The following is an 18,699-nucleotide window of genomic DNA, read 5'->3' on the forward strand; positions in this document are numbered from 1 at the left end:
CGGACTCAGGGGTGGTGGGCGAAGATGGCCGATAGCGGAAGCGAACGTGCGATCGAAACGGGAAGGGTGCTGGTCGCCGAGGATCATGAAAATCCCATGGGTCAAGGGCTCATGGCCGGTAATGGACGCTCGCGCCGCACACGCCGCCGTCATGCGCCGTGTGCACGAGTAAAGTCTGTCGCCCTGGTCGCGATCGAAGCCGAGCGGCCGGAGGGACGATTCCTGGAGGCGGGGGGAAGCGTGGCGTTCGAGGATGAGTGGGCCGCGGCGCGGGATGCCGCGCGGAACGGCGGCACCGGCATGCGGCTGAACGGACTGCCGAACGACCAGGGGCGCTGGAGCCCCGGCGCGGACCTCTCCGTACGGCAGGACCACCTCGGCGCGATCGGCCACGCCGCGTACGGACTGCACGGTCGGCTGGCGAAGGACGGGAACCACGCCCGGGACGACAGTTCGCTGGCGGCGGGCCTGCTGACCGCCCACCACTTCCACACGGGAGCGGTCCTGGCGAACGTCGTGGAGACCTGGGACCTTCAGCTCCGCACCCTGCTGGACGCGGTCGGGCACATCTCCAACCACCTCGACCACAGCGTGGCCTCGCACGCGAAGGACGACGCGGAGGTCGGTACCTCGCTCGCCGTCTCCAAGATCAGTGAGTACTTCGAGTAGGCGAGGAGCGGACCGACCGTGCTGACCTTCGACGACGTGTATCAAGTGCCCCTCGGCCGGCTGGAGGACGCGGCCGACCGCTGGGCCGAGATGCGGCGCAAACTGGACGTCCTCGCCGAGGACGCCCACCGGAAGATGGTCCTGGAATCCCGCGCCGAGGACTGGCGCGGCCTGAACGCCGAGGTCACGAAACCCTTCATCGACAAGACCGCCAAGGAGTTCACGGACGCGGCGAAGGCGGCCGGCGGCATCCACGCGATCCTCCGGGACGGTCACCGAACCTTCAAGAAGGCCCAGGACGAACTGAAGCGGATCGTCGAGATCGACGCCCCTGCCCAAGGGTTCGTGGTGAAAGCGGACGGCAGCGTCGAGGCCCGCCACCCGGTGGCGGAGGACAAGGGGTCGCGCGACGACCCCGCCTTCGACGCGGCCCGCCGGAAGGAGGCGGCCGGCATCGCCGCCCTGCGCCGCCGCATCGACGCCGTCGTCGAGAACTGCATCGACGCCGACACCGCCTGCGTGCTCGCCCTGCGCGCCAATGTCACCGACGATCCGCACGATTTCAACGCCCCGAAGTACCTGAGCCTCGACGCCGAGGAGGCCCAGCGTGCCGTCGACCTGGCCCGCAAGGGCCGGAACCTTACGCACGCGGAGCTGGAACAGCTCAACGAACTCCTCGCCGACAACCGGAAGGCGGGCGAGTTCTCCCGGATCTTCTACGACCGTCTCGGCCCCGAGGGCGCACTGCGGTTCTTCGGTGAACTCGCGGCCGACACCCGCGACGAGGAACGCCTGACGGACGTCCGCGCCCTCCAGAAGAACCTGGGCCTCAACCTCGCGAACGCCACCCAGAGCAACGCCGAATGGGCCAGCGACTGGTCCGCCGAGATGCGCAGACTGGGCACCGAACGCGTTTCGCTCCCCTCCCGCCCCGACGGCACAGGCCCCTACGGCTACCAGCTCCTCGGCGGCCTCCTGCGCCACGGTGACTACGACCGGAAGTTCCTCGTCCCGATCGCCGAACACATCACCCAGCTCCACGCCAGGGAACCGGACCTCTTCAAACCCGATCGCATGCTGATGGGCCCCGGGAACCACGGCACGTACAACCCCTCCGGAACCAACGGCTACGGCTTCGACCCGGTGATCCCGATGCTGGAGGCACTCGGCCACAGCCCGGAGGCGGCGAAGGAGTTCTTCTCGGCCGGGCCGACGGCGTACGAGAGGGACGGGAGCGTCGGGGGGACGCTGGAGCTGGGAGCGAGCGACAACTACCTCGACTACTTCGCCGACAAGAAGTACGCGTCCTTCGCGGACCACGTCGGCAGCGACGCGAAGAACGCCAAGGATTACATGCCGGACGCCCTGGGGCACGCGCTGGAGGCGGCGACGCTGGGGCATGCCTGGGACGATCCGCGTCCCGTTCTCCACCGGGACGAGACCACGGCCGGGATCATGAAGAACGTGGTGGACACATACGGGGACGCCGAGTTCGTCAAGAAGCACCAGTCGGCTCTGGCGGACAGCCTGGGCGTCATGGGCGCCGGATATGTCGAAGACCTCAAATGGGCTCTGAGCGACAACGATCCGAACGCTGTCCACGCGCCGGACGTGGAGGGCGAATCCCTGAAGGAGGCCGCCGCCATCTCGGCACGCCATCCGGAGTTCGGCAGGGATGCAGCTGCCCATTTCCTGAGCGTCCTGGGCCAGCACCCGGACGCGTACGCGACGATGACGATGGCGGATCGCCTCCATACCGCAAGCATGCTGGAGGCCCAGGTCGGTCCTGACGGGCGGATCGACGAGCCGGCCGCCCGTGAGGCCGCCCGCACCGGGGCCCAGCTTCAGGGGCTGCTGGACGATTCACGCGCGGAGCAGATCAAGGCCGAGGGCGAGAAGGCCATCGAGGACTACGAGAAGGCCCAGGAGGAGAAGGCCGCGTGGGTGGAGCTCGGGGTGGGCACCGCCGTCGCGGCGGGCGTCGCCTTCGTGCCGCCCGTCGCCGCGACGGCGGGAGCCGCCGCGATCCTCGTGCCGCTCGCGGTCGACACGGTCTCCGGAACCATGGAGACCCTTGCGGGAGTGGTCGTCGGAGACTGGTCCGAGAAATCCGTCGAGGAGTACAAGGATGCCACGGAGGACAAGGCCGACGGGGACCGGGAGGCCGTCTACACGGCAGGCAGGCACAGCGCGGAATCGCCGATGCGGCACTTTCTCGACGTACGTGGAGAGCAAGTGGGCGGGGCGCTCAGGCAGGACCTCATCGAGGCCGTGGACATCGGCTACGCGACAGGCAACTCGTTCGCCGGGCAGATCGGCAACGGGCCGGAAACGGGGTGATGACGTGGGACCGTCGGGACCTTCCGTGGGGAGGGTGCTGCGAAGCGCTGCCTCTGGACTGGCCGTATGTTTTCTCGTCTCCGGCTGTGGCGGGGGTGACGAGGCGGAGCCGGAGCGGGTCACGGCCGCGCAGCAGTGTGACGGCACGCTTTCTCCCGATGCGGCCCGCGCCTTGGAGACGGTGCTGGACACCGAGAGGTTCGACCACGAGCCCGGCGGAGGGCTGGCGCGGAGCACCGCCGAACTGGCCGAGGACTACGGGAAGGTCCCGCGCAGGACACCGAGGCGGGCCCTGTGCCGGATCAGCCCTTCCGGAAACAGCGACGAGATCAACATCAGGTTCGGCCTCTACCGGGACGACGATCTCCTCGGTGACGTCCGTCCCCGGGGGATCCACCCTTACCGCATGGGAGTGGAAGCCCATTCCGGCCCGGAGAAGGCGTACCTCTTCGTCAGGTGCACCAGTCCCCGCCTCGAAGGCTCCGACAAGCGCCCCGTCCGGATCAGGGGCACGCTCACCTTCCTCAGGTCCAAGCTCCCCGACACCGTCCCCGTCCGCGAGGCCCACCTCACGATCCTCCACTCCGCCACCCTCGCCGTCGTCCGGAAGCTCGGGTGCGAGGGGGACGCGGGGCTGGACGCGGCGCCCGTGTTCCGGCCTCGGGGCGGGTAGGCGGCGTACGACCAAAGAGGGAAGGCGGGATACGACCCGCGACAGGGGTCATAGAAAGGTACGAACCTTACTCTGGGGGGATGAGTGCCCTCGAACCCCGTGATGCCGAGACAGCCGTCGGCCCGACGCCGCCCGACGCCCCCCGGGGCTCCGTCCTGGACGGGGCGCACCGGGCGCTCAGCATCGGGATCGTGTCGGTCGTGCTGCTGATCGCCTTCGAGGCGACCGCGGTGGGGACGGCGATGCCGGTCGCCGCGCGGGAGCTGGACGGGGTGTCGGTGTACGCGTTCGCGTTCTCGGCGTACTTCACGACCAGTCTCTTCGGGATGGTCGTGGCCGGGCAGTGGTCCGACCGGAACGGGCCGCTGGTGCCGCTGACGGCCGGGATCAGCGCCTTCGCGGCGGGGCTGCTGCTGTCGGGGACGGCGGCGGCGATGTGGGTGTTCATCCTCGGGCGGGCCGTGCAGGGGCTGGGCGGCGGGCTGGTGATCGTCGCGCTGTACGTGGTCGTGAGCCGGGCGTACGAGGAGCACCTGCGGCCCGCGATCATGGCGGCGTTCGCGGCGAGCTGGGTCGTGCCGTCCGTCGTCGGGCCGCTGGCCTCCGGGACGATCACCGAGCACCTGGGATGGCGGTGGGTCTTCGTCGGGATCCCCGTGCTCGTCGTGCTGCCGCTGGCCCTCGCGCTGCCGGCGATCCGGCGGACCGCCTCCGGGCCCGCCGACCCGTCGGCGCCCGTCGCGCCCTGGGACCGGCGCCGGGTCCTGCTGGCCCTCGCGATATCCGCGGGCGCCGGACTGCTCCAGTACGCGGGGCAGGAGCTGCGCTGGCCGTCGCTGCTGCCCGCCGCCGTGGGCGCGGCGCTGCTCGTGCCGGCGGTGCGGGGGCTGCTGCCGCGCGGCACGGTGCGGGCGGCCCGCGGACTGCCGGCCGTCGTCCTGCTGCGGGGCGTGGCCGCGGGGTCGTTCATCGCGGCGGAGTCCTTCGTGCCGCTGATGCTCGTCACCCAGCGGGGGCTGAGTCCCACGCTCGCCGGTCTCTCGCTGGCCCTCGGCGGCCTGACCTGGGCGCTCGGCTCCTGGATCCAGTCGCGGCCGTGGACGGAGCCGTACCGCGAGCGGCTGGTGGTCCTCGGGATGCTGCTGGTCGCGGCCGCGATCGCCGCCGCGCCGAGCGTGCTGCTGCCGGGCGTCCCGGTGTGGGTGGTGGCCGTGGCCTGGGCCTTCGGCTGTCTCGGCATGGGCGTGGTGATCGCCTCGACGAGCGTGCTCCTGATGAAGCTGTCCCCGCCGGAGGAGGCGGGCGCGAACTCGGCGGCGCTCCAGATCTCCGACGGCCTGTCGAACGTGCTGCTGCTCTCCGCGGGCGGGGCGGCCTTCGCCGCGCTCGGCGGCGGGGCGGTCGGCCACGCGGTGACCTCGGCCGCGTCCGAGGCGTCCCACCCGGGCGCCTTCGCGGCGGTCTTCCTGCCGATGGCGGGGGTCGCGGCGGCGGGGGCGTGGGTGGCGACGCGGCTGGGGGCACGGGCGCCCCGTTGAGCGGTACCACTCCGGCCCCGAGCGGCCCGAGGGCACCTCTCCGCGGAAGACGGTCTGGTCGTCGCCGGAGACGCGGTCGACGACCAGACCGTCCTCGTGCGGGACGCGGGGCGGCTCGACGCGGCGGAACGCCTGGTCATCGACGTCGCCACCGGCTCGACCGACGAGGTCGGGGCGATCGCGCGGGGGCTGCGCGGGCTGCTGGTCCCGGCGTGAGCTGAGTCGCAACCTGCCCCGCTCGGGGCCGTTCGCACGAGGTTCCCCCCGCCCCGCCGGTAAGGTGGCCCGGTTGTCATATCTGGACGAACATCGAACCGGAGATCGTGACTACCACCGCCACCTCCTCTCATCACCTCTCTCCCGCCTTCCCCGGCCGTGCTCCCTGGGGCACCGCCAACAAGCTGCGAGCCTGGCAGCAGGGCGCGATGGAGAAGTACATCCAGGAGCAGCCCCGTGACTTCCTCGCGGTCGCCACGCCCGGCGCCGGCAAGACCACCTTCGCCCTGACCCTCGCGTCCTGGCTGCTGCACCACCACGTGGTGCAGCAGGTCACGGTCGTCGCCCCCACCGAGCACCTGAAGAAGCAGTGGGCGGCCGCCGCGGCACGCATAGGGATCAAGCTGGACCCGGAGTACAGCGCCGGGCCGCTCAGCAAGGAGTACGACGGCGTCGCCATCACGTACGCCGGCGTCGGCGTGCGGCCCATGCTCCACCGCAACCGCTGCGAGCAGCGCAAGACGCTCGTGATCCTCGACGAGATCCACCACGCCGGCGACTCGAAGTCGTGGGGCGAGGCGTGCCTGGAAGCGTTCGAGCCGGCCACCCGCCGGCTCGCGCTCACCGGCACGCCGTTCCGCTCCGACACCAACCCCATCCCCTTCGTGACGTACGAGGAGGGCAACGACGGCATCCGCCGGTCCTCCGCCGACTACACCTACGGGTACGGGAACGCGCTCGGCGACGGCGTCGTCCGGCCGGTCATCTTCCTCTCCTACAGCGGCAACATGCGCTGGCGCACCAAGGCCGGCGACGAGATCGCCGCCCGGCTCGGGGAGCCGATGACCAAGGACGCCGTCTCGCAGGCCTGGCGCACCGCGCTCGACCCGCGCGGCGAGTGGATGCCGAACGTGCTGCGCGCCGCCGACCAGCGCCTCACCGAGGTCCGCAAGTCCATCCCGGACGCCGGCGGTCTCGTCATCGCCTCCGACCAGGACTCGGCCCGCGCCTACGCCAAGCTGATCCGCGAGATCACCGGCACCAGGGCCACCGTCGTGCTGTCCGACGAGGCCGCGGCCTCGGACCGCATCGACGAGTTCAGCGACAACACCGACCGCTGGATGGTCGCGGTCCGGATGGTGTCCGAGGGCGTCGACGTGCCGCGGCTCGCCGTCGGCGTGTACGCGACGACGATCTCGACGCCGCTGTTCTTCGCGCAGGCCGTCGGCCGCTTCGTGCGATCGCGCAGGCGCGGCGAGACCGCGTCCGTGTTCCTTCCCACGATCCCCAGCCTCCTCGGCTTCGCCACCGAGATGGAGGTCGAGCGCGACCACGTCCTCGACAAGCCGAAGAAGGCGGGCGAGGACGAGGACCCGTACGCCGAGTCCGAGAAGGAGCTGGCGGAGGCCGAGCGGCAGCAGGACGAGGACACCGGCGAGCAGGACATGCTGCCCTTCGAGGCGCTGGAGTCCGACGCCGTCTTCGACCGCGTCCTCTACAACGCCGCCGAGTTCGGCATGCAGGCCCACCCCGGCAGCGAGGAGGAGCAGGACTACCTGGGCATCCCCGGCCTCCTCGAACCCGACCAGGTGCAGCTGCTCCTCCAGAAGCGGCAGGCCCGGCAGATCGCGCACAGCCGCAAGCGGCCGGACAGCGAGGCCGACCTCCTGGAACTGCCCGCCGAGCGGCGCCCCGTCGTTTCCCACAAGGAACTGCTCGAACTGCGCAAGCAGCTCAACACCATGGTCGGCGCCTACGTCCACCAGAGCGGCAAGCCGCACGGCGTGATCCACACCGAGCTGCGGCGGGTCTGCGGCGGCCCGCCCAGCGCGGAGGCCACCGCGGGACAGATCCGCGAGCGGATCAAGAAGGTGCAGGAGTGGGCCACCCGCATGCGGTGAGCCCCGACCCCTCCGGCGGCATGGGAGAGGCCCGTACGACGGCGGTCGTACGGGCCTCTCCGCCGTTCCACGCGAAGCGGTACGGCGCTGGGGCCGGCCCCCACGGACGGCCGCCGGCACCCTCCACGCTACGTGCACGACATAGCCGTCCTTGTCAGCCAAAGTCCCGAGGAGGGCCGACGAAGGTCCTGAACCGGCCGCATCCGGTCGCCCGCGCCCGGATTCTGGACGAGGTCTTCCGCTGAGCGGAGCGGGTCGCTACTGTCCCCGCACAAAGCAACCGCCCCGTGGCAGCGCCGCCGCGGAGCGCAGCCGGTGTACCCCTTCCTGCCGGCGGCCTCTGACGTGCGTCGCCGACGGGACCGGCGCCGCGAACCCCCGTGGGAGCCCGCCGCCACTTTCACTTCGAAGGAGAGGGCGTCGTGACCGCGGAGACCTCCCAGACGCTCGACAGAGGACTCAGAGTCCTCAAGCTGCTCGCCGACACCGACCACGGCCTGACCGTCACCGAGTTGTCCAACAAACTCGGTGTCAACCGGACCGTGGTCTACCGTCTGCTCGCCACGCTGGAACAGCACGCCCTCGTCCGCCGCGACCTGGGCGGCCGGGCCCGCGTCGGCCTCGGCGTGCTGCGCCTCGGCCGCCAGGTCCATCCGCTGGTGCGCGAGGCGGCCCTGCCCGCCCTGCGCTCCCTCGCGGAGGACATCGGCGCGACCGCCCACCTGACGCTCGTCGACGGGGCGGAGGCGCTCGCCGTCGCCGTCGTCGAGCCCACCTGGACCGACTACCACGTCGCCTACCGGGCCGGCTTCCGCCACCCGCTGGACCGGGGCGCGGCCGGACGCGCGATCCTCGCCGCCCGCCAGGGCACCCTCATCGAACCGGGCTTCACCCTCACCCACGGCGAGCTGGAGGCCGGGGCGAGCGGGGCGGCGGCGCCGCTCGTGGGGGTGACCGGGGTCGAGGGCAGCGTCGGCGTGGTCATGCTGGCCGACGCCGTGCCGGAGCGGGTCGGCCCCCGCGTGGTGGACGCGGCCCGGGAGGTCGCCGACGCCCTGCGCTGACGACCGTGAGACCGGCGGCGGAGGGGCACCCGTGGCGTACGGGTGCCCCTCCGCCGCGTCGTCAGCGCAGCAGCAGCTCCGCCACCGGCGTCCGGGTGTGGTGCACCGCCCGGCCCGCGCGGACCGTCGCCAGCAGGCCCGCCGCGCGCAGGGCCGCCGTGTGGGCCGAGACCGTGGCCGCCGACACCCCCAGCGCACCGGCCAGTTCGGACGTGGTGGACGGCCCGGCGAGCGCGCGCAGCAGTGCCGCCCGGGTGCCGCCCAGGACCCCCGCCAGGGCCTCCTCGGGCCCTCCGGGGCCCTCCGGGGCGGGCGGAAGCCCGGGGCCCGCCGGATAGGCCAGGACCACGGGCCGCCCCGGCACGTCCTGCACCAGCGGCGCGCCCCGCCAGTGGAAGGTCGGCAGCAGCACCAGGCCCCGCCCCCCGAGGCGTACGTCCCCGGTCCCGCCCGGCCACTCCCACACCCCGTCCCGCAGCCGCGAGCCCGGCCCGAGGGCCGTCAGGGCCGCCTCCGGGCCCCCCTCGGCCAGCACCACCGCGTGCCGGGCGAACTCCGCCCGGTGCAGGTCCTGCACCCGCCCCCACACGGGCGCGAGGACCGCCCCGTACGCCGCCCGCTGCGCCCCCGCGAGCGTCCGCCACCCGTCCGCCCCGCCCGCGTGCAGGTCCCTGATCCAGGCCGGTGCCGGGCCCCGCCCCGCGTACACCCGCTCCAGCTCGGACCGCACGAGCTCCGGGGCCGCCGCCCGGATCGCCGCGAAGCCCTCCTCCCGGGTCTCGCCCAGCACGTCCAGGAACGAGGGCGGCGCCCCGCCCGGCACCAGGTCGGCCAGCGCCTCCGCCGCCGCCGGCAGGGCCCGCGCGGTCCGCGCCCGCCACCGGCCGAAGAGCAGCCCCTCGTGCGGCGCCCCCAGCATCAGCAGGGCCGCGTGCAGCTCGGGCAGGGGCGAGGGCCGCGGCGCGCACCGCAGCCGCGACCAGTCCTCCGCCGTGAAGTGGATCCGCAGCACGCCCCCGACCCCCACCGTTCCCCGTCCCTCCGTCGCACGGCGCCCGCGCCCGGTCCAGCTTTAAGGGCCCTGCCTGAAGGTTCGTCCGGGAGGGCCGTCCGGAGCCAGCATGCCGGGCATGGAACCTCTTTCCCTCCGCACCCCTTCCCGCCGCACGCTCCTCGGGGCCGCGCTGGCCGGCGCCGCCTCCCTGGTCCCGCTCGCCTCGCCCGGGGCGCCGGCACGGGCGGCGGACGGGCTGGTGCCCGTGCTGCCCGCGCCCACCGGGCCGCACCCCGTGGGGCACGCCCGGCACTTCCTCACCGACCCGGCCCGCACCGACCCCTGGGACCCGGCCCTCGGGGCCCGGCAGGTCGTCGTGAGCGTCGTGTACCCGGCCCGGACGGCCGCGGGCCTGCCGCGCGTCCCGCAGCTCACCGCGGGGGAGGCGAAGGCATTCGGGGCGATCGCGCCGCTGTCCCGGGGGCTGCCCGCCGCCGGGGTCGACTGGGCGGGGACGCTCACCCACGCGCACGCGGGGGCGCCGCCGCTGCCGGGCCGCCGGCCGGTCGTCCTGTACACCCCCGGCGGCGGCGACGCCCGCACCCTCGGCACCGGCCTCGCCGAGGACCTGGCGAGCCACGGCGCGGTCGTCGTCCTCGTCGACCACCCGGGCGAGGCGAGCCAGGTGGAGCTGGCGGACGGCACGGTCCGGGAGACGGTGCTGTACGGGCCGCCGGACCCGGCGACCTTCCGCACCATGGCCGACACCCGCGTCGCCGACCTCCGCCTCGTCCTCGACCGGCTCGGCGAGCTCCCGGCCGCCGGGATCACGGATCCGCGCAGGACGGCGGTCTGCGGCCACTCGGCGGGCGGCACCGCCGCCGCCCTGCTCGCCGCCCGCGACCCCCGCGTCCGGGCGGTGGCGAACCTGGAGGGCTACCTCGACCTGGAGCCCTGGCCGGGCCACCGGCCGCTGCTCCTGCTGCGCACGGACGGCTTCGAGGGCGCCGCGCGGATCGAGAGCTCCTGGGCGGGGCTGCGGGCCCGCCGCCGCACCCTGCGCGGCGCGAACCACTGGGCCTTCACGGACCTCGCGGCCGTCGTGCCCCGGCTGCACGCCGCCGGGCTCGTGCCGCGGGCCGTACGGGACGGGCTCGTCGGCCCCGGCGACGCGGCGGCGGCCACCGCGGCCGTCCGCCACGAGCTGAGGGGGTTCCTCGGCCGGGAGCTCGGGGGGTTCCGCGCCGGCGCTCCGGGCCGCGTACGCCGGTGAGACCGGTGTCCCCGGCGGCCCAGTAGATTGGGGACGTGCTCTCGCGTCTCTCCCGTATGCCCCGGTCCCGCGCGCTCGCGGCGTGCGCCGTGCCCGTCGTCGCGCTGGTCGCCGTCGCCGGGTTCGCGCCGCTGCCCTTCGCCATCGCCCAGCCCGGCACCACCACCGACGTCCTGGGCGAGGACAAGGGGCGGGAGGTCATCACGGTCACCGGCGCCCCGGTCCGGGACACCAGCGGCCAGCTGCGGATGACGACCATCCTCGCCACGGGCCCCGGCACGGACGTCGGCCTCGGGGACGTGGCCGACGCCTGGTTCCGCACGGACCGGGCGGTGCTGCCGCACGACTCCGTCTACCCGCCGGGCAAGTCCGACGCCGAGATCGAGAAGCGGAACCTGGGGCAGATGAAGGAGTCCCAGGACGCCGCCGCCCTCGCCGCCCTGAACCTCCTGGAGCTGGACCCGGCGAAGGTGAAGGTGGAGCTGCACCTCGCCGACGTCGGAGGCCCCAGCGCCGGCCTGCTCTTCGCCCTCGGCGTCGTCGACAAGCTCGACGGCGACGGCGACGGCGGCGACCTCACCGGCGGCAAGGTCGTCGCCGGTACGGGCACGATCGCCCCGGACGGCAAGGTCGGCGCGGTCGGCGGCGTCTCCCTCAAAACGCAGGCCGCCGCCCGCGACGGCGCCACCGTCTTCCTCGTGCCGAAGGACGAGTGCTCCGACGCGCAGGCCGAACTCCCCGACGGGATGCGGCTCGTCCCCGTCTCCGCGCTCAGCGACGCGGTGGACTCGCTGCGGGACCTGGGGCAGGGGCGGGAGTCGAAGGTTCCGTCCTGCTGACGGGGTCCGCCTCCAGGCCGCGCCAGGCGGGGAAGACCGCCGGGGCGAGCGTCACCAGGAAGTAGACCGCGCCGATCCCGAGCAGCGTCGCCGTCAGCCCCGCCCGCTCGACGAGCAGCCCCGTCAGCAGACCGCCCAGCGGCGTCGCCATCAGGACCCCGGCGGTGCTGGCGCCCGCCACCCGGCTGCGCAGCTCCTCCGGCACCCGCTCGTACATCACCGTCGCCAGGATCGGGTTGAGCACCCCGGCGCCGAGCCCGCCCGCCACCGCCGTCACGAGCAGCGGCGCCACCGTGTCCGTCGCCGCCGCGACCACGAACACCGGGGCCCCGGCCAGCAGGAAGCCCGCCGTGAAGACCCCCCGGCGCGGGAAGCGGTGCCCCACCGCGCCGTAGAGCAGCGCCCCGGCGAGCGCGCAGCCCGCGAAGACCGCGACCAGCAGGCCCTGCATCGCCGGACCGCCGAGGTGCTCCCGGGCGTGCAGCGGCAGCAGGACCGAACTCCAGCTCAGCGACAGGCCGTTGGTGACCATGACCATCAGCATGATGCCGAACATCAGCCGGTCGCCGAAGAGGTACGCGTACCCCTCCCGCAGGTCCGCGCGGTACCGCTCCGCCGACAGCGGCGGCCCCTCCCGGCGCGGCGCCGCCGCGGCGAGCCCGCGCAGCCCGACGGCCGTGAGCACCGCGGAGACCCCGAACGTCGCCGCGTCGAAGAGGAGCACGGTGTCGGCGCCGACGACCGCCACCAGCACGCCGCCGAACGCCGCGCCGCCCATCCTGGCCCCCCGCGACACCGCGTCGTACAGGCTCGCGGCCCGCGTCAGCGGCGTGCCCGCCCGGGCGGCCAGGTCCGGCACGAGGACGTAGCGGGCCGTCTCGCCCGGCGCGTGGAAGAGCCCGCTGACGGCCATCAGCGCGCAGAGCATCCAGTAGGCCAGGTGTCCCGTGTGGTGCAGCAGCGGGATCGCCGCGAGCGCCAGCCCGCACACCACGTCGGAGACGATCCCGACCCGCCGCCGCCCGATCCGGTCCACGACCGGCCCTCCGGCGATCGCCGAGAGGACGACGGGCAGCGCCGCGCAGAAGGCCACGAAGCCGGCCTTGCCCGGACTGCCGGTGGTCTCCAGGGCGAACCACGGCACGCCGATGAGGGTGAGCGAATTGCCCGCTATGGAGACCGCGTTGGCGGTCAGGACCGTGAACAGGGGCCGCTTGTCGGCCCCTTCCTTCCCCCGTTCTCCCCCCGCGGCGCTCATGCGGCGAGGGTGACCGTGAGGTCGGTGGGTCCGGACAGGCGGATCCCCCAGGCGACGAGCCGCCGCCCGACCAGTTCCCGCAGCGAGGCGGTCCGCGCGGCGGCGGCGGCCTTCCGGTGGGTCTCGGTGGCGGTCGTCCGGTGGAGGAGGAGGTGGATGTCGGAGTGCATGACGAAGTGGTCCCTTCCGTGGGCGGGAGTGACGAGGGGCGGGGTGTGGGGTGTGGGGCGTGGGGCGGAGGAGGGCATGGCGGAGCCCCGCGGGGGCGGACGGGCCGGGTGTTCCGGCCCGCCGGCGTTCGAGGTGCGGGGCCCGGGCGCGGAGCCCCCGGTCGCGGGGAGGGGCGGGGCGGGGGAGGGGCCCCGCGTCGCCGGCTCAGTCCTCGCGCTGCGGGAACGCGTGCAGGTGGAACCGCACGCGCGCGGCGTCCGGCGCCTGCGCCTCCGGCACGTCCCGGTACTCGTTGAGCAGCGCGTGCATGCGCTCGCCGAGCTCGCGCACGGCGGACGGCGGCAGCCGCAGGGTGTAGTCGCTCATGTCGGTCGCGCCGGTCCAGGCGGGCCATTCGTGCCGGGTGGCGAGCCAGGTGGACAGTTCCCGGGTGTGGTTGTCGGCGAGTTCGTGGAGGAAGAGGTCGGCGGCGCCCCGGACGTCGGGGTCGGAGCTCTGGTCGAGGGACTCGTCCCAGACGATGCCCTGCGCGACCGCCTTCCACCACCGCTCCCGGCCCTTGCCGAGGCTGGGGTCGTCCTCGACGAAGCCGTGGGCGGCGAGCTGGCGCAGGTGGTAGCTGGTGGCGCCGCTGGACTCGCCGAGGCGTTCGGCGAGCTGGGAGGCGGTGGCCGGCCCGTGGTGGCGCAGGGAGCGGAGGAGCTGCATGCGGAGGGGGTGGGCGAGGCCGCGCAGGGAGCGCGGGTCGAGCACCCGGGTCTGGGGGGCGTCGGGAGTCTCGGGGGCCTTCGCGGCCTTGTCGGGCTCGGGCATGCTCTGAGAGTAGACATGCAAAGAAGGTGTTGCAAGCCTTTCTTTGCAACACCTTCTTTGGAATCTTCGCGAGGCTCGGAGGGGGCCCGGAGAGGCCCCGGAAAGGCCCGGAGAAGCCATCAGGTCCAAGGGGGCGGAGGCCCCGGAAGGCCCCGCACGGCTTCTACCCCGGCTCCCCGCCCGCCGCCTGCTCCACCAGCGGGATGATCCGCAGCGGCACCGCGTTCTCCATCACGATCGCCGTCGACGCCCGCACGATCCCCTCGAAGGCCACCACCTTGTCGATCACCCGCTGGAGGTCCGCGTTCGACCGGGCCACCAGCCGGCACAGCATGTCCCCGTGGCCGGTCGTCGTGTGCAGCTCCAGCACCTCCGGCACCGTCGCCAGGTGCTCCCGCACGTCCGCGCCCTGCCCCTGCTTGATCTCCAGCGTCGCGAAGGCCGTCACGGGATAGCCCAGGGCCGCCGGGTCCACCTGCGGGCCGAAGCCCCGGATCACCCCGCTCGCCTGGAGCCGGTCGAGCCGCGCCTGGACGGTGCCGCGGGCCACCCCCAGGCGCCGGGACGCCTCCAGGACGCCGATGCGCGGCTCGCGCGCGAGGAGCACGATCAGCCGCCCGTCCAGATGATCGATCGCCACGGCACCCTCCGAATGGTCACGATGTACAAGTCGCCCGCACATACTGCCGGGTCGCTGTGCAGATTGCCCACTCCTGAAGCAAACTATTGCGCACCTTGCGGGGCGGCGGGACGCTGCTCCCATGACTGAGACCCTTGACCACACCCCTTCCACCGAGCGCGAGGCCGACCCCTTCCCGGTGAAGGGCATGGACGCGGTCGTCTTCGCCGTCGGCAACGCCAAGCAGGCCGCGCACTACTACTCCACGGCCTTCGGCATGAAGCTGGTCGCCTACTCCGGACCGGAGAACGGCAGCCGCGAGACCGCCAGTTACGTCCTCACCAACGGCTCCGCCCGTTTCGTGTTCACCTCCGTCATCAAGGCGAGCAGCGACTGGGGCCGCTTCCTCGACGCGCACGTCGCCGAGCACGGCGACGGCGTGATCGACCTCGCGATCGAGGTCCCGGACGCCCGCGCCGCCTACGCCCACGCCGTCGCGCAGGGCGCCACCGGCCTGGTGGAGCCGTACGAGCTGAAGGACGAGCACGGCACCGTCGTCCTCGCCGCCATCGCCACCTACGGCGAGACCCGCCACACCCTCGTCGAGCGCTCCGGCTACACCGGCCCGTACCTCCCCGGCTACGCCGCCGCCGAGCCGATGGTCGAGCCGCCGGCCAAGCGCACCTTCCAGGCCATCGACCACTGCGTCGGCAACGTCGAGCTCGGCCGCATGAACGAGTGGGTCGGCTTCTACAACAAGGTCATGGGCTTCACGAACATGAAGGAGTTCGTGGGCGACGACATCGCGACCGAGTACTCGGCGCTGATGTCGAAGGTCGTCGCGGACGGCACCCTCAAGGTGAAGTTCCCGATCAACGAGCCCGCGATCGCGAAGAAGAAGTCGCAGATCGACGAGTACCTGGAGTTCTACAACGGCGCCGGCGTCCAGCACATCGCGCTGGCCACCAACGACATCGTCGCCACCGTCCGCGCGATGCGCGCCGCCGGCGTGCAGTTCCTCGACACCCCCGACTCGTACTACGACACCCTCGGCGAGTGGGTCGGCGACACCCGGGTCCCGATCGAGACCCTGCGCGAGCTGAAGATCCTCGCCGACCGCGACGAGGACGGCTACCTGCTCCAGATCTTCACCAAGCCGGTCCAGGACCGCCCGACCGTCTTCTTCGAGATGATCGAGCGCCACGGCTCCATGGGCTTCGGCAAGGGCAACTTCAAGGCCCTCTTCGAGGCCATCGAGCGCGAGCAGGAGAAGCGCGGCAACCTGTAGGACCGGTCGGCGCGTCCGGGCGGGGCACGGGGCCCGCCCGGACGCGCCTTCTCAGTTCCCCGCCCCCGTGCGGGACTTCACTCCGCCCCCGTGCGGGACTTCACCCCGGCCCCCCGCCCCCCTGCGGACCTCGCCTCCAGCGCGTCCTTCGGGACCGCGTCCGGGTCCGGCTCGCCCAGCTCCGCCAGCGCCGCCCGCGCGCGCGGCGCGTGCAGCGGGGAGAACGACGGGTGGATCCGCAGCGCCTCCGCCAGGTGGCGGCGCGCGGGACCCGTCCGCCCGAGCACCCGCTCGATCTCGCCCAGGTGGTAGGTGTACGAGGCGCTGCGCGGGCCCTCGTCGACGGCCCGGCGGGCGTACCGCAGCCCCTCCTCCGAGCCGCCCGGCCCGGCCGCCCGGTGCAGCGCCCAGCCCAGCGCGTCCGCGACCGCCGCCGAGCGGTGGCCCCCGGTCCACGCCGCCCGCAGCCGGGCCGCCGCGCCCGCCGGATCGCCGTGGTCGGCGTCGAGCAGCCCCCGCACCACCTCCGTGGAGCCCGAGGCCCACCTCCCGCCCCGCAGCCGCTCGTACGCCGCCCGAGCCTCGCCGTCCGCGCCCAGCGCCTCGGCCAGCTCCCCGGACTCCAGGACGTACTCCGGCAGCGGCTGCCGGGCCACCGCCGCCCGCCACTCCCGCCGGGCCTCCGCGGTCCGCCCCAGCGCCGCGAGCGCCCGCGCCCGGCCCGCCAGGGAGGGACCGTGGTCCGGCACGGACCGCAGCGCCGCCCCGTACCGCTCCAGCGCCTCGGCCGGCTCGCCCCGCTCCCACGCGAACCGCCCCAGCCGGGCGTACGCCTCCGCCCGCTCCGCGTCCGTGCCCGCCAGCGCCGCCGCGTCCAGGGCCGTGGCGTCGGCGTCCTCCCGCCACCCCCGGTCCCGGTACGTCTGCGCGGCCAGGCCCCGCACCACCGACCCGCCGTGCAGCTCCTCCAGGCGCTCCATCGCCTTCCACGCCGCCGGCCGGTCCCCGAGGCCGCCGTACGCCTCGACGAGCGGCGGATAGACCGTCCAGCGCCGGGGCGCGGCCTTCCTCGCCCGCTCGCCCCACTCCTTCGCGGCCTTCCAGTCGCCCCGCGCCGCCGCCAGCGCCCCGAGGCCCAGCTGCGCGTCCACGTTGCCCCGGGCCGCCGGCAGCTCCGCCAGCGACCGGTTCAGCGCCCGCTCGGCCCGCGGCAGGTCCCGCGCGTCCCCGAGCCGGACACCCCGCTCCGCGTAGGCCGCGCCCAGCACCGCCCACGACGCCCCGTCGTCCGGATGCTCCCGCAGCCACCCCTCCCGGTCCCGGACGAGCGCCGTCAGGTCCGGCAGCGCCGCCGGGGCCCCCGCCCGCGCCGCGTCCACCGCCCGCTCCACCGGCCCCGGCCGCCGCGGCGGCCCGTCGCCGCCGCGCAGTTCCGGCAGGTACAGCAGCGCCGTCGCCGCGAGCACCGCCCCCACCCCGGAGGCGAGCACCAGCCGCGACACGTTCTGGCTCTTCATGGGGCTCATGCGCCTCACTGTGCGCCCGGGCCCGTCCGCGCGAGGAGCGCACGAGCCGCCCGCTCCGGCGGGTTCACACCGATGGCCCCCGGTGCCACGCTGGGACCATGGACGATCTCCAGACGCCCCGCCGGGGCTCCCACGACGGCCCCCGCGCCGGCCTCCTCGCGGACCTGCGGGCCGGGCTGCCCGCCGACGCCGTCCTCACCGATCCGGACGTGACGGCCTCCTACTCCCGCGACATGGCGAGCTTCTGCGCGGCCGGCATCCCCGCGGCCGTCGTGCTCCCGCGCACCGTCGAACAGGTGCGGCACGTCATGCGGACCGCGACCGCGCACCGCGTCCCGGTCGTGCCGCAGGGCGCCCGCACCGGACTGTCCGGGGGCGCCAACGCCTCCGAGGGGTGCGTCGTGCTCTCCCTCGTCAAGATGGACCGGATCCTGGAGATCGACCCGGTCGACCGGGTCGCCGTCGTCGAACCCGGCGTGATCAACGCCGTGCTGTCCCGCGCGGTCGCCGAAAAAGGTCTGTACTACCCGCCGGACCCCTCCAGTTGGGAGTCCTGCACCATCGGCGGGAACATCGGCACCGCCTCCGGGGGACTGTGCTGCGTCAAGTACGGCGTCACCGCCGAGTACGTCCTCGGCCTGGAGGTCGTGCTCGCCGACGGACGGCTCCTGAACACCGGCCGCCGCACCGCCAAGGGCGTCGCCGGATACGACCTCACCCGGCTCTTCGTCGGCTCCGAGGGCAGCCTCGGCGTCGTCGTGAAGGCCGTCCTCGCGCTCCGGCCGCAGCCGCCCGGGCAGCTCGTGCTGGCCGCCGAGTTCCCCTCCGCGGACGCCGCCTGCGCCGCCGTCTGCGCGATCATGGAGCGCGGCCACACGCCCTCGCTCCTCGAACTCATGGACCGCACCACCGTCCGGGCCGTCAACCGGATGGCGCGGATGGGCCTCCCGGAGACCACCGAGGCGCTGCTCCTGTGCGCCTTCGACACCCCCGACCCGGCCGCCGACCTCGCCGCCGTGGGCGCGCTGTGCACCGCCGCCGGGGCCACCGAGGTCGTGCCCGCCGCCGACGCCGCCGAGTCCGAACTCCTCCTCCAGGCCCGCCGGCTCTCCCTCACCGCCCTGGAGACCCTGAAGCCCGCCACGATGATCGACGACGTCTGCGTGCCCCGCACCCGGCTCGCCGAGATGCTCTCCGGCACCACCGCCATCGCCGGGAAGCACGGGCTCACCGTGGGCGTCTGCGCGCACGCAGGGGACGGCAACACCCACCCGGTCGTCTGCTTCGACCCCGCCGACGAGGACGAGTCCCGGCGCGCCCGCGAGTCCTTCGACGAGATCATGGCGCTCGGCCTCTCCCTCGGCGGCACCATCACCGGCGAACACGGCGTCGGCGTCCTCAAGAAGGAGTGGCTGGCCCGCGAACTCGGCCCGGTCGGCCTGGAGCTCCAGCGCGAGATCAAGCGCGTCTTCGACCCGCTGGGCCTGCTCAACCCCGGAAAGCTCTTCTGAACCCGC

Annotated in this window: 16 protein-coding genes; 10 read left to right on the forward strand and 6 right to left on the reverse strand. The window is 74.0% G+C overall.

The features are described from left to right. Window positions 1-240 precede the first annotated feature (240 nt). From IE326_RS16155 to IE326_RS16180, 6 genes are all read left to right on the forward strand, one after another. Window positions 241-669: a hypothetical protein gene (locus tag IE326_RS16155; protein WP_229915360.1), complete on the forward strand. Its 429-nt coding sequence runs from the start codon at window positions 241-243 to the stop codon at window positions 667-669. 18 nt (window positions 670-687) lie between these two features. After that, a complete protein-coding gene (locus IE326_RS16160; RefSeq protein WP_190041852.1) occupies window positions 688-3,009 on the forward strand; it encodes a hypothetical protein in 2,322 nt (773 codons plus the stop codon). Between the two features lie 181 nt (window positions 3,010-3,190). After that, window positions 3,191-3,682, forward strand: coding sequence for a hypothetical protein (locus IE326_RS16165; protein WP_190041853.1), 492 nt, complete (start codon window positions 3,191-3,193; stop codon window positions 3,680-3,682). Between the two features lie 80 nt (window positions 3,683-3,762). Next, complete coding sequence (locus IE326_RS16170) at window positions 3,763-5,220, forward strand: MFS transporter (protein WP_150228410.1); 1,458 nt, start codon at window positions 3,763-3,765, stop codon at window positions 5,218-5,220. A gap of 320 nt (window positions 5,221-5,540) precedes the next feature. Continuing rightward, a complete protein-coding gene (locus tag IE326_RS16175; RefSeq protein ID WP_030753289.1) occupies window positions 5,541-7,337 on the forward strand; it encodes a DEAD/DEAH box helicase in 1,797 nt (598 codons plus the stop codon). A gap of 422 nt (window positions 7,338-7,759) precedes the next feature. Next, a complete protein-coding gene (locus tag IE326_RS16180; protein WP_030753286.1) occupies window positions 7,760-8,401 on the forward strand; it encodes an IclR family transcriptional regulator in 642 nt (213 codons plus the stop codon). 61 nt (window positions 8,402-8,462) lie between these two features. Here IE326_RS16180 and IE326_RS16185 read toward each other — a convergent pair whose 3' ends face one another. Next, complete coding sequence (locus IE326_RS16185; protein ID WP_308440313.1) at window positions 8,463-9,428, reverse strand: helix-turn-helix domain-containing protein; 966 nt, start codon at window positions 9,426-9,428, stop codon at window positions 8,463-8,465. A 103-nt stretch (window positions 9,429-9,531) separates the two neighbouring features. Between IE326_RS16185 and IE326_RS16190 the strand changes: the two genes are divergently transcribed. Continuing rightward, on the forward strand, window positions 9,532-10,668 hold the full coding sequence (locus tag IE326_RS16190) for an alpha/beta hydrolase (RefSeq protein WP_190041854.1): 1,137 nt from the start codon (window positions 9,532-9,534) through the stop codon (window positions 10,666-10,668). 56 nt (window positions 10,669-10,724) lie between these two features. Further along, a complete protein-coding gene (locus IE326_RS16195; protein ID WP_190042265.1) occupies window positions 10,725-11,507 on the forward strand; it encodes a S16 family serine protease in 783 nt (260 codons plus the stop codon). On the opposite strand, the gene IE326_RS16200 is transcribed toward IE326_RS16195, so the two are convergent. The 4 genes from IE326_RS16200 to IE326_RS16215 all read right to left on the reverse strand — a co-directional run bounded on the left by IE326_RS16200 (window position 11,440) and on the right by IE326_RS16215 (window position 14,389). Beyond that, the gene (locus IE326_RS16200) at window positions 11,440-12,765 is read right to left on the reverse strand and encodes an MFS transporter (protein ID WP_190041855.1); all 1,326 of its coding nucleotides are present in this window, start codon (window positions 12,763-12,765) and stop codon (window positions 11,440-11,442) included. The genes IE326_RS16195 and IE326_RS16200 overlap by 68 nt on opposite strands. After that, entirely contained in the window at window positions 12,762-12,935 is a 174-nt protein-coding gene (locus IE326_RS16205) for a hypothetical protein (RefSeq protein WP_190041856.1), read from the reverse strand. Before IE326_RS16205 ends, IE326_RS16200 begins: the two co-directional genes overlap by 4 nt. 205 nt (window positions 12,936-13,140) lie before the next feature. Next, window positions 13,141-13,749: a helix-turn-helix domain-containing protein gene (locus IE326_RS16210; RefSeq protein WP_150228407.1), complete on the reverse strand. Its 609-nt coding sequence runs from the start codon at window positions 13,747-13,749 to the stop codon at window positions 13,141-13,143. 163 nt (window positions 13,750-13,912) lie between these two features. Continuing rightward, window positions 13,913-14,389 carry an Lrp/AsnC family transcriptional regulator gene (locus IE326_RS16215; protein WP_150228406.1) on the reverse strand — a complete coding sequence of 159 codons (477 nt, stop codon included), beginning with the start codon at window positions 14,387-14,389 and terminating at the stop codon, window positions 13,913-13,915. 121 nt (window positions 14,390-14,510) lie between these two features. On the opposite strand from IE326_RS16215, the gene hppD reads away from it, so the two are divergent. Beyond that, window positions 14,511-15,656: a 4-hydroxyphenylpyruvate dioxygenase gene (gene hppD / locus IE326_RS16220; RefSeq protein ID WP_150228405.1), complete on the forward strand. Its 1,146-nt coding sequence runs from the start codon at window positions 14,511-14,513 to the stop codon at window positions 15,654-15,656. Between the two features lie 77 nt (window positions 15,657-15,733). Here the strand turns inward: hppD and IE326_RS16225 are convergent, their stop codons facing one another. Then, entirely contained in the window at window positions 15,734-17,182 is a 1,449-nt protein-coding gene (locus IE326_RS16225; RefSeq protein ID WP_190041857.1) for a tetratricopeptide repeat protein, read from the reverse strand. A 98-nt stretch (window positions 17,183-17,280) separates the two neighbouring features. Here IE326_RS16225 and IE326_RS16230 point away from each other — a divergent pair, with 98 nt between their 5' ends. Further along, window positions 17,281-18,693, forward strand: coding sequence for an FAD-binding oxidoreductase (locus IE326_RS16230; RefSeq protein ID WP_190041858.1), 1,413 nt, complete (start codon window positions 17,281-17,283; stop codon window positions 18,691-18,693). The last annotated feature ends 6 nt before the right edge of the window (window positions 18,694-18,699 follow it).

The sequence above is a fragment of the Streptomyces filamentosus genome (genome assembly GCF_014654895.1).
Taxonomy (GTDB): domain Bacteria; phylum Actinomycetota; class Actinomycetes; order Streptomycetales; family Streptomycetaceae; genus Streptomyces; species Streptomyces filamentosus.